At 64.4% G+C, this 15,383-nt stretch carries 12 protein-coding genes; 2 read left to right on the forward strand and 10 right to left on the reverse strand.

Annotated elements, in window-relative coordinates; genetic code table 11:
• Positions 1-317: 317 nt before the first annotated feature.
• The 7 genes from BCM02_RS26480 to BCM02_RS26510 all read right to left on the reverse strand — a co-directional run bounded on the left by BCM02_RS26480 (position 318) and on the right by BCM02_RS26510 (position 9,602).
• The gene (locus BCM02_RS26480; protein WP_148932155.1) at positions 318-2,879 is read right to left on the reverse strand and encodes a transglutaminase-like domain-containing protein; all 2,562 of its coding nucleotides are present in this window, start codon (positions 2,877-2,879) and stop codon (positions 318-320) included.
• Complete coding sequence (locus BCM02_RS26485; RefSeq protein WP_148932156.1) at positions 2,866-5,010, reverse strand: DUF58 domain-containing protein; 2,145 nt, start codon at positions 5,008-5,010, stop codon at positions 2,866-2,868. The genes BCM02_RS26480 and BCM02_RS26485 overlap by 14 nt, the downstream gene beginning before the upstream one ends.
• Positions 5,007-6,041: an AAA family ATPase gene (locus BCM02_RS26490; protein ID WP_148932157.1), complete on the reverse strand. Its 1,035-nt coding sequence runs from the start codon at positions 6,039-6,041 to the stop codon at positions 5,007-5,009. The genes BCM02_RS26485 and BCM02_RS26490 overlap by 4 nt, the downstream gene beginning before the upstream one ends.
• A 247-nt stretch (positions 6,042-6,288) precedes the next feature.
• Positions 6,289-6,771 (reverse strand): thioredoxin-dependent thiol peroxidase, encoded by a 483-nt coding sequence (gene bcp, locus BCM02_RS26495; RefSeq protein WP_246183568.1) that lies wholly within the window; start codon positions 6,769-6,771, stop codon positions 6,289-6,291.
• Between the two features lie 127 nt (positions 6,772-6,898).
• On the reverse strand, positions 6,899-7,690 hold the full coding sequence (locus tag BCM02_RS26500) for an ABC transporter permease (RefSeq protein WP_148932158.1): 792 nt from the start codon (positions 7,688-7,690) through the stop codon (positions 6,899-6,901).
• A gap of 9 nt (positions 7,691-7,699) precedes the next feature.
• Positions 7,700-8,494 (reverse strand): ABC transporter permease, encoded by a 795-nt coding sequence (locus BCM02_RS26505; protein WP_148932159.1) that lies wholly within the window; start codon positions 8,492-8,494, stop codon positions 7,700-7,702.
• On the reverse strand, positions 8,487-9,602 hold the full coding sequence (locus BCM02_RS26510; protein WP_148932160.1) for an ABC transporter ATP-binding protein: 1,116 nt from the start codon (positions 9,600-9,602) through the stop codon (positions 8,487-8,489). The genes BCM02_RS26505 and BCM02_RS26510 overlap by 8 nt, the downstream gene beginning before the upstream one ends.
• A 390-nt stretch (positions 9,603-9,992) precedes the next feature.
• Between BCM02_RS26510 and BCM02_RS26515 the strand changes: the two genes are divergently transcribed.
• Together BCM02_RS26515 and BCM02_RS26520 are read left to right on the forward strand one after the other, a co-directional pair.
• A complete protein-coding gene (locus BCM02_RS26515; RefSeq protein ID WP_246183569.1) occupies positions 9,993-11,081 on the forward strand; it encodes an LCP family protein in 1,089 nt (362 codons plus the stop codon).
• Positions 11,082-11,371: 290 nt separating this feature from the next.
• Positions 11,372-12,688: a glutamate-1-semialdehyde 2,1-aminomutase gene (locus BCM02_RS26520; RefSeq protein WP_148932161.1), complete on the forward strand. Its 1,317-nt coding sequence runs from the start codon at positions 11,372-11,374 to the stop codon at positions 12,686-12,688.
• 97 nt (positions 12,689-12,785) lie between these two features.
• Here BCM02_RS26520 and BCM02_RS26525 read toward each other — a convergent pair whose 3' ends face one another.
• From BCM02_RS26525 to BCM02_RS26535, 3 genes are all read right to left on the reverse strand, one after another.
• Positions 12,786-13,637, reverse strand: coding sequence for an inositol monophosphatase family protein (locus BCM02_RS26525; protein ID WP_148932162.1), 852 nt, complete (start codon positions 13,635-13,637; stop codon positions 12,786-12,788).
• A 275-nt stretch (positions 13,638-13,912) separates the two neighbouring features.
• Complete coding sequence (gene uvsE, locus BCM02_RS26530; RefSeq protein WP_148932163.1) at positions 13,913-15,022, reverse strand: UV DNA damage repair endonuclease UvsE; 1,110 nt, start codon at positions 15,020-15,022, stop codon at positions 13,913-13,915.
• On the reverse strand, positions 15,019-15,339 hold the full coding sequence (locus tag BCM02_RS26535) for a hypothetical protein (protein WP_148932164.1): 321 nt from the start codon (positions 15,337-15,339) through the stop codon (positions 15,019-15,021). Before BCM02_RS26535 ends, uvsE begins: the two co-directional genes overlap by 4 nt.
• Positions 15,340-15,383 lie beyond the last annotated feature (44 nt).

The raw sequence follows: 15,383 nt of genomic DNA on the forward strand, positions 1-15,383 counted from the left end.
AATTATACCTTTGCGATTCCGACACAGTCAAGGAAGAAAGGCGGCTCTTGTCGAACGGGAAAAGCGGCCCTTGTCCGCGGTTGGAATTCGTCTCCCGGATGCTGTCCGGTCGCGTAATAATCCAGCAACGGCGCGGGTTTAAAGCGATAACGCCGCACGCGACGCGCTGATGCGCGAGAACGCCGCGGCGCGAATGGCCCGAACGAACGGCACGGCGGCGGATCGTGAACAATCTGTTACGCGAAGGGCCGCGAGGCACGGCGGAACATTAGAATGACGAAGAGGAGGCGGCTCTGAATCGAGCCGCCTCCTCTGTTTTATTGCCGGCCGATCGCCTGAATCGCGACGACGAGCCGGCCAAGCTCGTCCGCCGCCGGGAGCCGCGTCCAATCGGCGGCGTACCGCGCCTGCTCGTCGAGCCGGACGAACTCGGCGAGCAGGCCGGCGGCCTCCGGCGGCAGGCGAAGCGCCGCCGCGTACTCGCGCGCGGTCCCGGTGCTTGGCCGGGGGCCGCAGCGCTCGCCCAGCTCGCGCCAGAGCCGGTCGGCGAGCGCGAGGAAGTGCCCGCGGGCCGCGAGATGCCGGCCCGCGCCAAGCGCGCTGCCGTACCGGCGCAGCGCCCCCGCGAACGCCGCGCGTTCGCGTCCGCGCCATGCCGCCGCCGCCGCGATGGCGGCGGCGATGGCGCCTGCGGCCAGCCCGGCCGCGGCCCACGGCCGCGCCGCGGCTGCGCCGGCGGCTTCCCGCGCGAGCGTGCCCGCCTCGCGCGTAACCCCTCGGGCGGCGTCCGCCACCGCCGCCCCCCACTGCTCCGCGCGCGCGGCGATGCCCGCGACGCGCGAAGCGCCCTGCGCGGCGGCAGCTTCGCCCGCCGCCGCGTCAGGCCCGCGCAGCGCGGCGGCCGAGGCTTCGGCGCGGGCGACCGCGGCGGCTTCGATGCCCGCCGCCGTAATGCCCGGCGTCGGGTCGAACGCCACCCAGCCGACGCCGCCGAAATACACCTCCACCCATGCGTGCGCGTCGCTCGCCCGCACGATGTACAACCGGCCCTCGGCGCCAAGTCCCGCCGCCTCGGCCGGGGTCTGCGCCTCCGCCGAAGCCGGCTGGCCCGGCGCGAATCCTTTCACGTAGCGGGCCGGAATCCCCTCGGCCCGCAGCAGCACCGTCATCGCCGTGGCGAAATGAACGCAGTACCCCTGCTTTTGATTGAACAGGAAGTCGTCCACGAAATCCGCGCCGGCCGGCGGCACGTCCGTTTCGCGGCGGGTATATGCGTACGTGCTCTTCAAGAACGATTCGATCGCCTTCACCGTGTCGTAGCGAACGCCACCGCCGCCGGTCGCCGCATAATCCGCCAGCTCCGCGATCCGCTTCGGAAGCGTGGCCGGCAGCGCCGTGTATACCCGGCGGATCGCCTCCGGATCGTCCGCGCCGATCTGCGCTTCGCGCAGCAACCGCGGATCTTCCTTCGGCACGCGCGATTCGACCGTATACGACGCGATCGCCGCGACTCCGGCCGGGAACAGCGCGCCCGACTCCGGATCGAATCGATACGTCCCGGCTTCATCGCCCGTGCCGTCCAGCGCCATCGCCGTTACGATCGAAGAGGGACCGGCGCTCATCAGCGGCCAGCCCGGCTCCGGCCGCAGGGCGCGAACCGCGATCTCGACCGCGTCGGCAGCCGCCGATCCCGCATCCGCCGCGCCGGAAGCCATCGTCCCCATCCTATCGCCCACAAGGGCCGAGACCGCCTCGCCTTCCGCGTACGACTGCCCGACGGACCGCGTCTCCAGCCGATCCGGCTCCGCCAGCCAGCCTCGCCCGTCGTAACGGCTCTTGCTCTCGCCGCGCAGATAGACCGCTTCCTCCGCCCGAACCATGAAGAGCGCCTCCTGCTTCGTCCGGATCGGCGCGCCCAGCTCGCCATCGTCGAAGCCATACCCCGTCGAGCCGTTAGCCCCGCCTTTCGGCGACGTCAGGAACGCTTCGAGGCTTCGATCCCGGATCGCGACCGCGATCGCCTCTTCCGTCAGATGCGTCTGTCCCCACGCGATCGTCTCGCGCGCCCAAGGAGCGGCGACGTTCTCGGACGGCCGGCCGAACGCCGCCGCTCCGCCGGCCGCCAGCAGCAGGACGGTCATCCCGCACGCCCCCAGCCACCAACGGGCGGACCAGCCTAGCACCTCGCCGCTATCATCGCCTCGGACCGGCGTCGGCGCGCCCATCAGCCGCTCCAGCCGGGGCGCGAGCAGCAGACCGTGCAGCAGCAAGCCTTCCGCCAGCGTGCGTACGACGGCGGCCAACACGTCAAATCCGAGGAAGCTGTGCAGCAGCATCAAATAGACAAGCGTAATGCCCGTCAAGCCCAGGCCCCACTGGCGGAGCCAGACCAGCGACTGGATCGCCGCGGCCATCATCCCGAGCCCGCTGACGAGCAGCAGCGTGCGCGTCTCCCCGCTGAACGCGAGCGAACCCTGCGCGAGCAGCAGCGCATCCGACTGTACCGCATTGGCGATGCGCAGCAGCGCGGCCGCGGGCGAACCTGCATGCGAAGCGTAGATCAGACTGACCGATAGTACGACGACCAGCGCGTTAGCCGCGAACGAAATCGCGACGGGCGGCATGAACAGGCCGACCGCCAAGAAGCCCCCGATCGCGGCGGCAACCGGGCCGATCCGGTACAGCTCCGTGTATTCGCTCAGCTGCGCGAGCGGCAGCAGCCATTCCATGAACAGCCCGAACAACAGCGCCGTCGTGAGCAGCCGCCGCGTCATCGGGCCGAAGAACGCGATCAGCTCCAGCTTCTCCGCGCGAGCGCGCGAGCGCCGCCCGCGAATACCGCCCGCTGCCGGCATCTGCCGCATGCTATGTTCGTCCATGTCCCGCCGCTCCTTCCTCCCGAACCGCCGTTACGACCGGTTCAGCTAAATAAGAATCCGTCAGCTTGAGCGGCACTACCCGCATCCCTGCGCCGCCCGCGGTCTGCATCCACGCCTCCGACTGCCCTGCGGCGCTGCCGATCCCCAGCCAGAGGTGGAACGTGCCGCCTCGCGACTGCACCCATTTGGCGGAAGCCGCCATCCGTTCCATGCCTTCGATAGCGGCAGCGTCGGCCTTCGCATCCCGCCGGCGTTTCGCTTTGCGACCCACATCGCTTGCCGAGCGCATCTGCGCGAATTCGCGGTCAAGGCCGCGCGCGTACTCCCCGCCCCGATCCGGCTTGAACGCCGTCTCTCCAGCGGCTACAGGCGGGTCGCCCGCTTGACGTTCCGAGCTTCCTTCTAGCCGCGCATCGAGCGCCGCATTCTTCTCCGCGCTACCCATCGGCGCGTCCGTCATCTTCGCTTCCGCCTCTCGCGGCAGCCGCGCGCTCGCATTCGCCTCAACGCCGCCCGCCATGCCCGCTTTCTCAGCAGCCTCCGCTTGCGCGACGGCCTCCCGACCTGCCATCGCCACTGCCCACGCGTCAGCCTCCGCATGCCCAGCCACCGTGTTCGCTCCCGCTTCCCAATCCTCAACAGTCCCTGCCCGCACGATCCCCGGCTTTGCTTCCCGATCAGCCGCAAAGCCCGGCCCTACGTCCGCCATCGCTCCCGAGCCTCCCGCCAATCCCGCGGCATCGCCCGCCTTCAAGTCCGCACCGCGGACAAACCCCGCTCCCAGGCTTCCCGGCATCGCCGGTCTGCCGTCCGCCGCGTGCCCCGCCGCTTCATTCCGGGCGGCCCTCCGGGCCGCTCGCCCGGCGCGCGCCCCGTATCCCGCCGCCGGGTTGATCGAGCGCGGGTCGGCGGTCACGCAGACGACGTCCGCTCCGCGCGGCAGGCCGGCCAACGCGGCCGGCAGCCACTCGTCCAAGCGGATCTCGCCGCTTACGCGCAGCTGCCCCAGCGCTTCCTCGGCGGCCAGCAGGGCCGCCCCGTCTCCGGCGCGCACGCGCCACCGGCGTCCGCCGGCCAGCAGCGTCGCGCTGCGCCCCGCGGCGACCGTTTCCCGCAGCGCGGCGGCGGCCCGCCCGGCGGCGGCGTCGAACTGCCGGTCGCTCCCCGCATAGGACGCGGCCGAAATATCGAGCAGCAGCGCGATCTCGCCCGGCGGCTCCGGGCTGCCGACGCGCGTCTGCATGCCGAGCCCCCGGGCCATCGCCCGCCAGCTGACGAGCCGCAGCGGATCGCCCGGCCGGTAGATGCGCGTCTGCGGGCTCGCGCCCGGCTGAAGCCGGACGCGGCTGTCCCGCTGCCAGGCGGCCGCGCCTGCAGCGGCGCCGGCGCCCCCGGCATCGACGCCGCCCGGCATCGCCCCGCCCGGCGGATTCGCATTCTCGCCCCGAGGCGGTCGGGGACGTACCGTTACGCTGCCGGAGCAGGCCGGGTAGAAGGTTCTCGCCGTCATGCCGAGCAAGTCGCCGCACGCGACGGTCGGCCCGTCGAACGCCAGCTCCCCGCGCCGCAGGCCGCTGACCGTATACGTCAACGTCCGGGTACGGCTGAACCAGGGCACATAGACGAATCGGGCCTCCAAGCCGTTCTCGCCGGAAGCCGATAAATTCCGAATCTCTTCGCCGACCGCCACCCACATCAGCGGCATCGGCAGACTGGCGCGAATCGTCAGCCGAACCGTCAGCTGGCCGCCATCCTCCGGCCGGCCCGATTCCACGCTGCGTTCCGCCGTTATCCGTCCGGCCCCCAGGTAAGGGACGACCCAGGCGACGGCCGCAGCGGCGGCAGCGGCCGCGAACAGCAGCCATTCCGCCGCGCCTCCCCGCCCCTGCGCCGCCCAGCCGGCGACGGCAGCGAACGCGAGCAGCATGAACCGGGCGCCGTGCCGGGTGCGAACCGGCCGTTCCCGACGAAGATCGCGTTGTCCCGCGCCCCTTACCCGCGCTTCTCCATGACCCCGTGCTCCTCCGCTGCCTGCCGCCCCCCTCCCGGCTCCGTTCCCCGCGACGACCCTATCTCCACCGCCCGACCCTGCGGAACCGCGAACTCCGCCCTTCGCCGACCGCCCGCTCATCGGCGCCGACCGCCTTCCGCGCCGGGAGCCGGCACCGGCACCGCGGCAAGCAGGCGTCCGAGCGCCTCGCCCGCGTTCATGCCGGACGCGGCGGCCTCGTCGCGCAGCACGAGGCGGTGCGCCAGCACAGCCTCGGCCGTCCGCTTGAAATCGTCCGGCAGCGCGAACCGCCGCCCCTCCATATAGGCGGTCGCCTGCGCGGCGCGCACCCAATCCCGCGACGCGCGCGGACTTGCGCCGAGCGCCAGTTCCTTCGCCGAACGAGTCGCGTTCGCGATTTGCACCGCATACCCGAGCAGCGCCGGGTGCACGTGCACCGACTGCGCGTCCCGCTGCATGCGCACCCATTCCTGCGGCACGATGACCGGACGCAGCTGCTCGGGCGCGGGACGCGGCGGCGCGTTCTCCAGCATTTGCACCTCGTGCTCCGGCGACGGGTAGCCGATCGACAGCCGCATAAGGAAGCGGTCCAGCTGCGCCTCCGGCAGCGGATACGTGCCGTCGTCGCGCAGCGGATTTTGCGTGGCGATCAGCATGAACGGATCCGGCAGCGGCATCGTCTCTCCGTCGGCCGTAATGCTGCGCTCCTCCATCGCCTCCAGCAGCGCCGATTGCGTCCGCGGCGGCGTCCGGTTGATCTCGTCGGCCAGCACGATGTTCGCCATGAGCGGGCCTTGGCGGAACACCAGCTCCCCGCGCTTGCCGTCCCAGATCAGTCCGCCCACGACGTCCGCAGGGAGCAAATCCGCCGTAAACTGAATGCGACGGAAGTCCCCGCCCATCACGCGCGCGATCGCGCGGGCGAGCATCGTTTTGCCGACGCCCGGCACGTCCTCCAGCAGCACGTGGCCGCCGGCCAGCAGCGCCGCGAACGTCTGCGCGACGACCTCGCTTTTGCCCAGCAGCACCGTGTTCACTCTGTTCATCATCAGACGCAACAGCTGCCCCGACGCCTCCGGCCAATTGTCCGTCCCCCGTCCGTCTCCGACCTGCTGCGCTTCCGTGTCGTTCTTCCATGGCTGCGGTATCATCTCTACCCACATCCCTTTCGCTAGTTTCCTTTTCTACCAGTCTCGCCATATCCGGCGCGGTTTACACCTGCTAGAAAGGTAGATTAGGAGGAAGCACGACAAGGTGAAACGGCTGCGCTGCCTTTTGCGGCGATGCGCGATACATTCCGGAGACAAAGAGGCTGCTGTTGTATAGAGGCGAAACCCTTACTTTCCTGCATGACAAAAAGAGCCGCCTCTTAAGAGACAGCCCTCTCCGCCTATTCCTCTATTCCCCGCGCACCGCCTGCAGCACGTTGTCCACATGGCCTTTTACGCGCAGGTTGCGCCACTCGCGGACGAGCTTACCCTTCTCGTCGATCAGGAACGTCGAGCGCACGAGCCCCATATACTCCCGCCCGTACAGCTTCTTCAGCTGCCAGACGCCGTACAGCTCGCACGCCTTATGGTCCGTGTCGGCCAACAGCTCGTACGGCAGCTCGTATTTCGCGATAAAACGCTCGTGCGTCGCGACATCGTCGATGCTGATGCCGAGCAGCACCGCGCCCTGCTCCGTGAAATCCGGCATCGCGTCGCGGAAGTCGCACGCTTCCGTCGTGCACGCCGTCGTCAAATCCTTCGGGTAGAAGAACAGCACGACCTTCCGCCCAAGATAATCCTTCAGCGACACGTTCCCGCCGCTCGCGGCCGGCAGCGTGAAATTCGGCGCCTTCTTGCCGAGCGCCGCCTTCGCCTTGTTTGCTCCCATCATCCACAACCTCTTTCTCCTCTTGCCCCAAAACTAAAACCGGATCGCCAACGCCCGCGGGTTCTCCGTTATTCGCGTACCGTGCATCATCCGCATCTGCGCGTCCGAGCGTCGCTCGCGCTTATCCTACCTACGAGCCCGCGCCCCGGTACCGCTTGATCCCCCGGTTCCAAATGGTCAGCCCGATGACCAGCACGATCGCGCCGACGAGCGGCGTGTACAGCGCGAGCGTCGACAAGCCGTCCTCGTTGCGGCCCAGGAAATACGACGCCGGAATGACGCCTACGAATGCGAACGGCAGCAGCCAGGTCAGCAGGAAACGGATCGCTTTATTATAAATATTGATCGGGTAACGCCCGTACCCTTGGATGTTGTACATGAGCGGCAGGATGCCCGTCGGCGCGTCCGAATAGAACGAGATCGCCGTCAGCGCCGTGTACAGCCCCGCATAGATCATAACCGCGCCGATGACGAACACGAGCAGCATGACCAGATCGAGCACCTCGAACGGAAGACCCAGCTGCGACCAGCTCAGCCCCATGATGACGAGGCCGACCGCCGAGCCGATCAAGGACGGCGGGTCGATATTTTCGAGCAGAATCTGATACAGATTGTGCGCCGGCCGCGTCAGTACCCGGTCCATCTCGCCCTTGACGATATACCGCTCGCTGAAGTTCCACAGGTTGAAGAACGTCGTGAAGATGCCGTACGGCACCATGAAGAATCCGTACACGAACACGACTTCGGCCTCCGACCAGCCGCCGAGCGTCGGCGTATGCTGGAACACGATCAGGATGAAAATCAGATTAAGTCCTTGGAACATCAGGTCCGACAGCACCTCGAGCCAAAAATCCGCCCGGTAGGTGAGCCGCGTCTTCGCGTAATTCTTCATATATTCCCATAGCAGGGTCGCATAGAACATGAGCTTCGTTTAACCTCCTTGCACGAACAGCCGCGTCCGCGCCTTTCGCCATACCCACAGAATCGGAACGATCAGCACGAGGAACCAGATCGCCTGCAGCAGCAGCACGTGCCAGGCGTCGACGCCGGTCGTCCGCCCGGTGAAGACCGAGCTCGGCAAATACGTGATCGCCTGGAACGGCAGCCATTTCATGAGCACTTCCAGCCAACCCGGGAACAGCGAAATCGGAACGACGACGCCGGTGAACAAGTCGACGAGCACCCGCTTCATCCGCAGCATCCCCTCGTTGTTCTCGACGAAGAACGCGAACAGGCCGGTCAGCATGTTGATCTGCGAGTTAATGAGGAAGCTGAACGCCAGCATGACCAGATAGAGCGCCCATGTGCCCGGATCGGTCGGCAGACTGACCGGGAACAACAGGCACGCGAGCACCATGCCCGGCGCCATGAACAGCACCAGCCGGAAGATCCCCTCGCCGAAGCCCTGCATCATTTTGACCATCAAGTAGGAATACGGCCGGATAAACTGGATCGCCACGCTGCCGTCGCGGATTTCGTTCGCGATCTCCCGATCGAGATTGTTGAAATAGAATGCCCGCGCCATCCACGATACCGCGACGTACGTCGTCATCTGGGCCAGCGTGAAGCCGCCAAGCTCGGTCTGGTTATTGTAGATCGCCTGCCAGAGGAAATAATACGCGCCGATGTTCAGCGTATAGATGAGTATACCGCTATAGTAGTTGACCCGGTACGCCAGCATCATGATGAACCGGATCCGGATAAGGTCCATATAGGCGCTAAGCATGGTTCACCGGCTCCTTCTCGCCCTCCGCCGCCGTTCCGTCCGCCTTGCCGCTTCCCGATGCGCCTTCGTCCGACGCCTGCGCCAGCTTCTCGGTCGCCTCCTTCGACGCGGAGCCCGACTGGTAAATTTCGCGCACGATTTCGTCCGTGTTCGTCTCGACGATCTTAATATCGCGAATGTCCGAGCCTCCGCCGACGACGCGCGACAGCGCGTCCGACACGTTGACCGCGTGCGGCAGCCACATCTTGGCCGTCAGCTCGTTGTCGATCGACCAGACGATGCCGTCCAGATCGTTCGTCCGCTCGCGCAGCTTGGCCAGCTCCGGCTGGTTGCCGAACTGGAAGTGGATCTCCCGTCCTTTGCTCCAGCGCGCCTTCAGTTCGTCGAGCCCGCCGTCGTAGATGATCCGGCCGTCGTCGAGCATGATAACCCGCGAGCAGAGCGCTTCGATATCCTGCAGATCGTGGGTCGTCAGCAAAATAGTCGTGCCGTGCTCCTTGTTCATCTGCTTCAGGAAATCCCGGATTTCCGTCTTCACGACGATGTCGAGACCGATCGTCGGCTCGTCGAGGAACAGAATCGACGGGTTGTGCAGCAGCGAAGCGACCAGCTCGCAGCGCATCCTTTGGCCGAGGCTCAGCTTCCGCACCGGACGGTTCAGCAGCTCGGCCAGCTGCAGCCGTTCGACCAGTTCGTCCAGCCGCTTGCGGTAATCGGCTTCCGACACGCGGTACACTTTGCGCAGCAGCTGGAACGACTCGATGACGCCAATGTCCCACCACAGCTGGCTTCGCTGCCCGAAGACGACGCCGATGCCGCGCACGAATTTTTCTCTTTCCTTATAGGGAACGAATCCGTTGACCTGTATACGGCCCGCAGTCGGCACGAGAATGCCGGTCAGCATTTTGATCGTCGTCGACTTGCCCGCCCCGTTCTCGCCGATGTAGCCGCAAATTTCGCCCTGCGGGATTTGGAACGAAATATCTTTGACCGCGCGAATCTGATTGTACTCCCGCTTGAACAAATCCTTGAGCGCGCCGCCGAGACCTTCGCGGTTGCGCTGCACGCTGAACTCCTTGCGTAAATCCTGCACATCAATCGCAAGCATGTGGATTCCATCCCTCTTTTCCGCTTTCGACATTTCCTGGGAAATATCTACCGATTTCGTTGTTAATATATAAAACTTGATTCCATCCGATAAGGCCATCTATAATTTTATGATATGTAATACTACAATAGTTTTGATAGAAGGTAAATGCAGCCGAAATCATCATATCCTTATCTATAAGTGCGAGTACAGAAAGTCGACAATTCAGCACCGAGAAGGATGCGTGAAGGCGAAGAAGGAGGAGCGGAGTTTAGGCCAACCTAAATGAGCACCGGACTTCAAGCCTGAAACGCAAGATTCGACGCTGAGTTACGCCTTGCTCTGCTACGTGATCAATTGCCGACTTTATGTACAACCTCTAAAAGAAACGAATGGAGTGGGAGATACCTTATGTCTCGCGTTGAAGCTATGAAAGAAAAGAAGGCGAAGGCCAAGAAGAAACGGCCTTGGAAATGGCCTCTTCTGACGATCGGCCTCTTGATTCTCGTGTTCGCCGGCTATATGGGCTACCAAGCTTTCGGCGCCTACCGGGGACTGGACAGCCTCAATAACGACAAACCGCAAATTCCGATCGGCGACCATGTCGAAGACGAGACGCTCAAGCCCGACGAATGGGAAGGCACCGAGCGCGTCAACATCCTGCTAATGGGCGGCGACAACCGCGGCTTGAAGGAGAACGACCAAGCCCGTTCCGACTCCATGCTCGTCGCCTCCATCGACCCGGTCACGAAGAAAGGCCATCTGTTCTCGGTGCTGCGCGATACGTACGTCGAGATCGAAGGCCACGGCGAAGGCCGCATTAATACGGCGCTCGCGCTCGGCGGCCCGAACCTGGCGATGAAGACGATCGGCGATCTGCTCGATCTCAATATTCAATATTATGTGTATACCGATTTCGAAGGATTCAAATCGCTCATCGACGCGATCGACGGCATCGACTTCTACGTCGAGAAGAACATGAATTACGTCGATAACGCGGACGGCAATCGGTACGATATCCACTTGGAGAAGGGGCAGCAGCATCTCGACGGCGACAAAGCGCTGCAGTACGTCCGCTTCCGCCACGACGCGATGAGCGACTTCACCCGTACCGAACGCCAGCGCAATCTGCTCTCGGCCGTCGCCGACAAGCTGAAGTCCGGCTGGAGCCTGCTCAAGATGAAGGAGATCGTCGAGAGCGTGGCGCCTTATGTGAAGTCGAACCTGGACGTATCCGACATGATGAAACTCGGCCAGCTCGGCATTGGCATCTCGATGGAAGGTTCCGCGCAGGTGCCGCCGATGGATCTGATCGGCGACCGCAAAGTTAGCGGCGCTTCGGTCCTCTCGGTGCGCGACGAAGACGCCCTACACCAGTTCGTGCAGGATGAGCTCATGAAGACCAAGACGCCGGCCGTCCCGGTTGAAGGCACGGACGGCGCCACCACGACGAACGGCACGGAAGAGCCGGCAGCGGCGGAGAACGGTACGAGCAACTAATCCCTTTGCGGGATACGGCATGCCAGTCAATAATAGCAGGTCGAGGGACGGTCCGCCAACGCGGGCCGTCCCTTCTTTCATGCGTTAACGGGCGCGCTTTCCGTTCCGCTTCCGAATGAGGTACACTGATAAATGCAATCATGACCGCCGGCGGCGCGCTTGCCTATCTTCCGTGTGCTGGCGCGGACCGCGCTTCATCACCGGCACCAATCGGCATCTTATGCCCGTTCAACGTCCGGCTCGCTTGTTCCGCCGGTACTATACATCTATCCAAGGAGGTTCCTCAACCTATGACTACTTCACGACCACGTTCCGAACAGCTGTACGCCGAGGCGCTGCAGCATATCGTCGGCGGCGTCAACAGCCCGTCCCGCTCGTTCAAGGCGGTCGGCGGCGGCGCGCCCGTCTTCATGAAGCGCGCGCAAGGCGCCTACTTCTACGACGTCGACGATAACCGCTACATCGACTACCTATGCGCGTACGGCCCGATCATCACCGGACATGCCCATCCGCACATTACGGCGGCCATTACGCGCGCGGCCGAGAGCGGCGTGCTGTACGGCACGCCGACCGAGCTCGAGATTACGCTCGCCAAGAAGCTGAAGTCGGCGATCCCGTCCCTCGACAAGGTCCGCTTCGTCAACTCCGGCACCGAGGCGGTCATGACGACGATCCGCGTCGCCCGCGCCTATACGAAGCGCAACAAGATCATCAAGTTCGCCGGCTGTTACCACGGTCACTCCGATCTCGTGCTCGTCGCGGCAGGTTCCGGTCCTTCCACGCTCGGCATTCCGGACAGCGCCGGCATCCCGACGAGCATCGCCAGCGAAGTTATCACCGTGCCGTTCAACGATCTGGACGGCTTAAAGCAGGCGCTCGAGCGCTGGGGCGACGACGTCGCGGCCGTCATGGTCGAGCCGATCGTCGGCAACTTCGGCATGGTTATGCCGAAGCCGGGTTTCCTCGAAGGCCTATGCGCCATGGCTCGCGAAGCCGGCGCGCTCGTCATTTACGATGAAGTCATAACGGGCTTCCGCTTCCATTACGGCACGTCCCAGACGTTCGGCGCGTTCCCGGACCATGCCGCGATCGAGCCCGATCTGACCGCGCTCGGCAAAATCATCGGCGGCGGTCTGCCAATCGGCGCTTACGGCGGCCGTAAGGACGTGATGGAGCAGGTCGCGCCGCTCGGACCGGCTTACCAGGCGGGCACGATGGCCGGCAACCCGGCTTCGATCTCCTCCGGCATTGCCTGCCTCGAGGTGCTGGAGCAGCCAGGCGTCTACGAACGGATGGATCTGCTTGCCGCGAAGCTGGCGGATGCGATCAAGGATTCGGCCGACCGCCACGGCGTCCCGCTGACGGTCAATCGCATCCGCGGCTCGTTCTCGACGCACTTCTGCGCGCATCCGATCACGAACTACGACGAAGCGCAGGATACGGACGGCAAAGCATTCGCGCAATTCTTCCGGCTTATGCTGGAGCAAGGCATCTGCCTCGCGCCGTCCAAGTACGAGGCGTGGTTCCTGACGACCGCGCACGCGGAAGCCGATATCGATCTCACGATCGAAGCGGCCGACAACGCGCTCCGTCAGCTGGCGCGTTAATCGCCGCCCATCCTAATCACTCGCGCGAGAGAGCATCTCAGCCGAAGAGACGAAAGAGCGTCTGCACCGCCGTTAAGACGGTGCAGACGCTCTTCTTCTATCCCGCCGCGTCCGCCTTGGCCAAGATACCGAGGAACTCCTCGTGAATATGCCCGTTCGACGCTACCACGTGGCGCACGCCCAGGTCGTACGCGTTGCCCTTCGTATCGGTCACTTGTCCGCCGGATTCGGTCACCAACAGCGCGCCGGCCGCCAAATCCCAGGCGTTCAAGCCGATCTCCCAGAAGCCGCTCAGCCGGCCGGCCGCCACGTAAGCCAGGTGCAGCGCGGCCGAGCCCCCCGAGCGGATGTTGCGGACTTCCGGCGCCACAGCCGCTAATCCGCGCATATTGAGCGGCAGCGCGAACGATGGGTCGGCCGGGAAGCCGGTCGCGATCAAGCTCTGCTTCATCGCATCGTCGTTGGCGACCGTCATCCGTTTGCCGTGCACGTACGCGCCTTTGCCCTTCTCGGCGACGAACAGCTCGTCACGCATCGGGTCGTAGACGACGCCGACGATGACTTCGCCTCGATGAGCGAGCGCGATGGACACCGAGAAGAACGGGAAGCCGTGCACGAAATTCGTCGTGCCGTCGAGCGGATCGACGATCCACAGATATTCGGCGTCCCGCACGCTCTGCAGCGCCTTCGCGGACGCTTCCGGTCCCGGCTGGACGCCTTCTTCGCCCAGGAACGAATGATGCGGAAAATGCGTCTGGATCAGGCTGCGGATCAATTTCTCCGAACCTTTGTCGACCTCCGTCACCAAGTCCTGCGCGGAATATTTCAACGATAAGCTTGTATGATTACCGAGTTTCGTCTTGATCCATTCGCCCGCTTTCGCGGCGCAATTGATGGCCACGGCGGTAAAGCTTTTGCTTCCCACGGCGGGTTGCTGCTGATCACTCACGGCCTACACCACTTTCCTCAAAGTTCGGCTCTGCTCTCGCAGGCCTCAAACGCTTTCGAAGCTTTTACTACTATACGCCCCCCATGGCGCAAAGTTTCGTCCTATCCGGCGGACAACCGGTCCCGGATCGCGCGCAAGCGGCGGCATCTTCTCCTCCGCGTATTTCATTTTACTCCAACCGCCCGCCAGTCCGCTACCCTGCGGCGCGCATGAAAAAAGACATTGCGCGTCGCCGAACGTCCTCGTCCGCAACTCGCAATGTCCTTCGGCGTCATTCACACGACCTCGATCGTAGCCCCGTCGAGAATGCGAATGCCTTGGCCCGCCGCCGCGAGCCGCTTCATATCCTCCATGAGGGCAATGACCGCTCCGTCCTTGTTTTTCGCTTCGAGCATGCAGTCCAGCTGATTGACGGAGCCCGCCACCTCCCGGAGGAATCGAAGCACCGGCTCGGCCTCGACGTTGTCCGCATGTCCGCGCGGTTCGCGCTCGCTCTTGGGGCTCGAGAGATGCAGCTTCGGCGCCAAGCGGCCTTCGGAGCTGACCGGCGCGCCGGCCGCCTCTTCGGCACCCTGACGATTCGCGCTTCCGCCGTCTCCGGCTCGCGACGCTCCCGCGGCGACCAGCTCGCGCCCGGGTTTCGCCGCTCCGCCCTGCCAATCCCACGTGCGGAGAATGCGCGGCCACAGCTCCCCGTACAGCGCGGCGTCGCTCTCGCCGCCGTTGTTGACGGCGTGATGATGCAGGTCGAGCACGGCCGGCGTGCGCACCGCTTCTGCCGCTTCGATCGTCTCGCGGAGCGTGAACGTCTTGTCGTCGTTCTCGAGCGTGATGCGGTTGCGGAGCCGGTCCGGCAGCGCGCCGAACTGCTCGATGAACCGGGCTAGCGACTTCGCCTTGTCGCCATAGGCGCCGCCCACGTGGATGTTGCATTTGGTCGACTCGTCCAGCCCCATCTCCTCCAGCATCCGCACATGGTACTCCATGTCTTCCTTCGACTTGGCCAGCACTTCCGGCCGCGGCGTGCTGAAGACGCAGAAGTGGTCCGGATGGAACGAGACGCGCATTCCCTTCTCTTTCGCGAACGCGCCGATCGCTTGGAACGACGGGCGCAGATCCGGCCAAGGCGACCAATCCGCGAATTCTTCATGCGTGACGAGCGGTATGAGTTTGGACGAGAAACGGTACATCTTGATATCGTGAGCCACGGCGTGCCGCATGACCTTGAGCGTATTGTGTAAATTCTCTTCGGCGATCCGCGTAAGCTTGCGGAGGCCGGCCTCCCTATCGGCCAGTTTCGTGAAATTGGCGTACGTCATCGTCTTGGACGGCGACTTGTTCGGCAGCAGCGTGGTCATGGCGACGAAGCCGAAGCGGACAATCATGCGCCCTGCTCCCCGAAGAACATCTCGTAGGCGAGCGCCGTCTGCACGCGCGCTTCCTCCTCCGTCAGCTTGCGGACGAGCTCCATCTCCACTTGGGTGACTTCCTCGCCCTGAAAATTAATCTCCGCGATGGAGGCCAGAATGCGCACGATCGCGATCGCTTCGTTCTCCGGCGTGTAGGCGATGACTTTCTGACCGGCCGGGAAGACGCGGAAGCCGCTTTTCATCATTTTGCCCTTGCCGTACTCGAGCAGCTCGTACAGCTCTTGCGCGGACTTGAATTTGCAGACCGAATTAAACTCCGTTTGGAATCCCATCGTCCAACCTCCATGTGTTCGATTTTGCATGCGCCGTCCCTCTC

Source organism: Paenibacillus methanolicus (assembly GCF_008124765.1).
GTDB lineage: Bacteria > Bacillota > Bacilli > Paenibacillales > Paenibacillaceae > Paenibacillus_Z > Paenibacillus_Z methanolicus.

Excerpts from the sequence above, each read along its gene's own strand:
- BCM02_RS26480 (WP_148932155.1), bottom strand. The coding sequence starts at position 2,879 with ATGGACGAACATAGCATGCGGCAGATGCCGGCAGCGGGCGGTATTCGC.
- BCM02_RS26485 (WP_148932156.1), bottom strand. The coding sequence starts at position 5,010 with ATGAGCGGGCGGTCGGCGAAGGGCGGAGTTCGCGGTTCCGCAGGGTCG.
- BCM02_RS26490 (WP_148932157.1), bottom strand. The coding sequence starts at position 6,041 with ATGATACCGCAGCCATGGAAGAACGACACGGAAGCGCAGCAGGTCGGA.
- bcp (WP_246183568.1), bottom strand. The coding sequence starts at position 6,771 with ATGATGGGAGCAAACAAGGCGAAGGCGGCGCTCGGCAAGAAGGCGCCG.
- BCM02_RS26500 (WP_148932158.1), bottom strand. The coding sequence starts at position 7,690 with ATGTTCTATGCGACCCTGCTATGGGAATATATGAAGAATTACGCGAAG.
- BCM02_RS26505 (WP_148932159.1), bottom strand. The coding sequence starts at position 8,494 with ATGCTTAGCGCCTATATGGACCTTATCCGGATCCGGTTCATCATGATG.
- BCM02_RS26510 (WP_148932160.1), bottom strand. The coding sequence starts at position 9,602 with ATGCTTGCGATTGATGTGCAGGATTTACGCAAGGAGTTCAGCGTGCAG.
- BCM02_RS26515 (WP_246183569.1), top strand. The coding sequence starts at position 9,993 with ATGTCTCGCGTTGAAGCTATGAAAGAAAAGAAGGCGAAGGCCAAGAAG.
- BCM02_RS26520 (WP_148932161.1), top strand. The coding sequence starts at position 11,372 with ATGACTACTTCACGACCACGTTCCGAACAGCTGTACGCCGAGGCGCTG.
- uvsE (WP_148932163.1), bottom strand. The coding sequence starts at position 15,022 with ATGATTGTCCGCTTCGGCTTCGTCGCCATGACCACGCTGCTGCCGAAC.
- BCM02_RS26535 (WP_148932164.1), bottom strand. The coding sequence starts at position 15,339 with ATGGGATTCCAAACGGAGTTTAATTCGGTCTGCAAATTCAAGTCCGCG.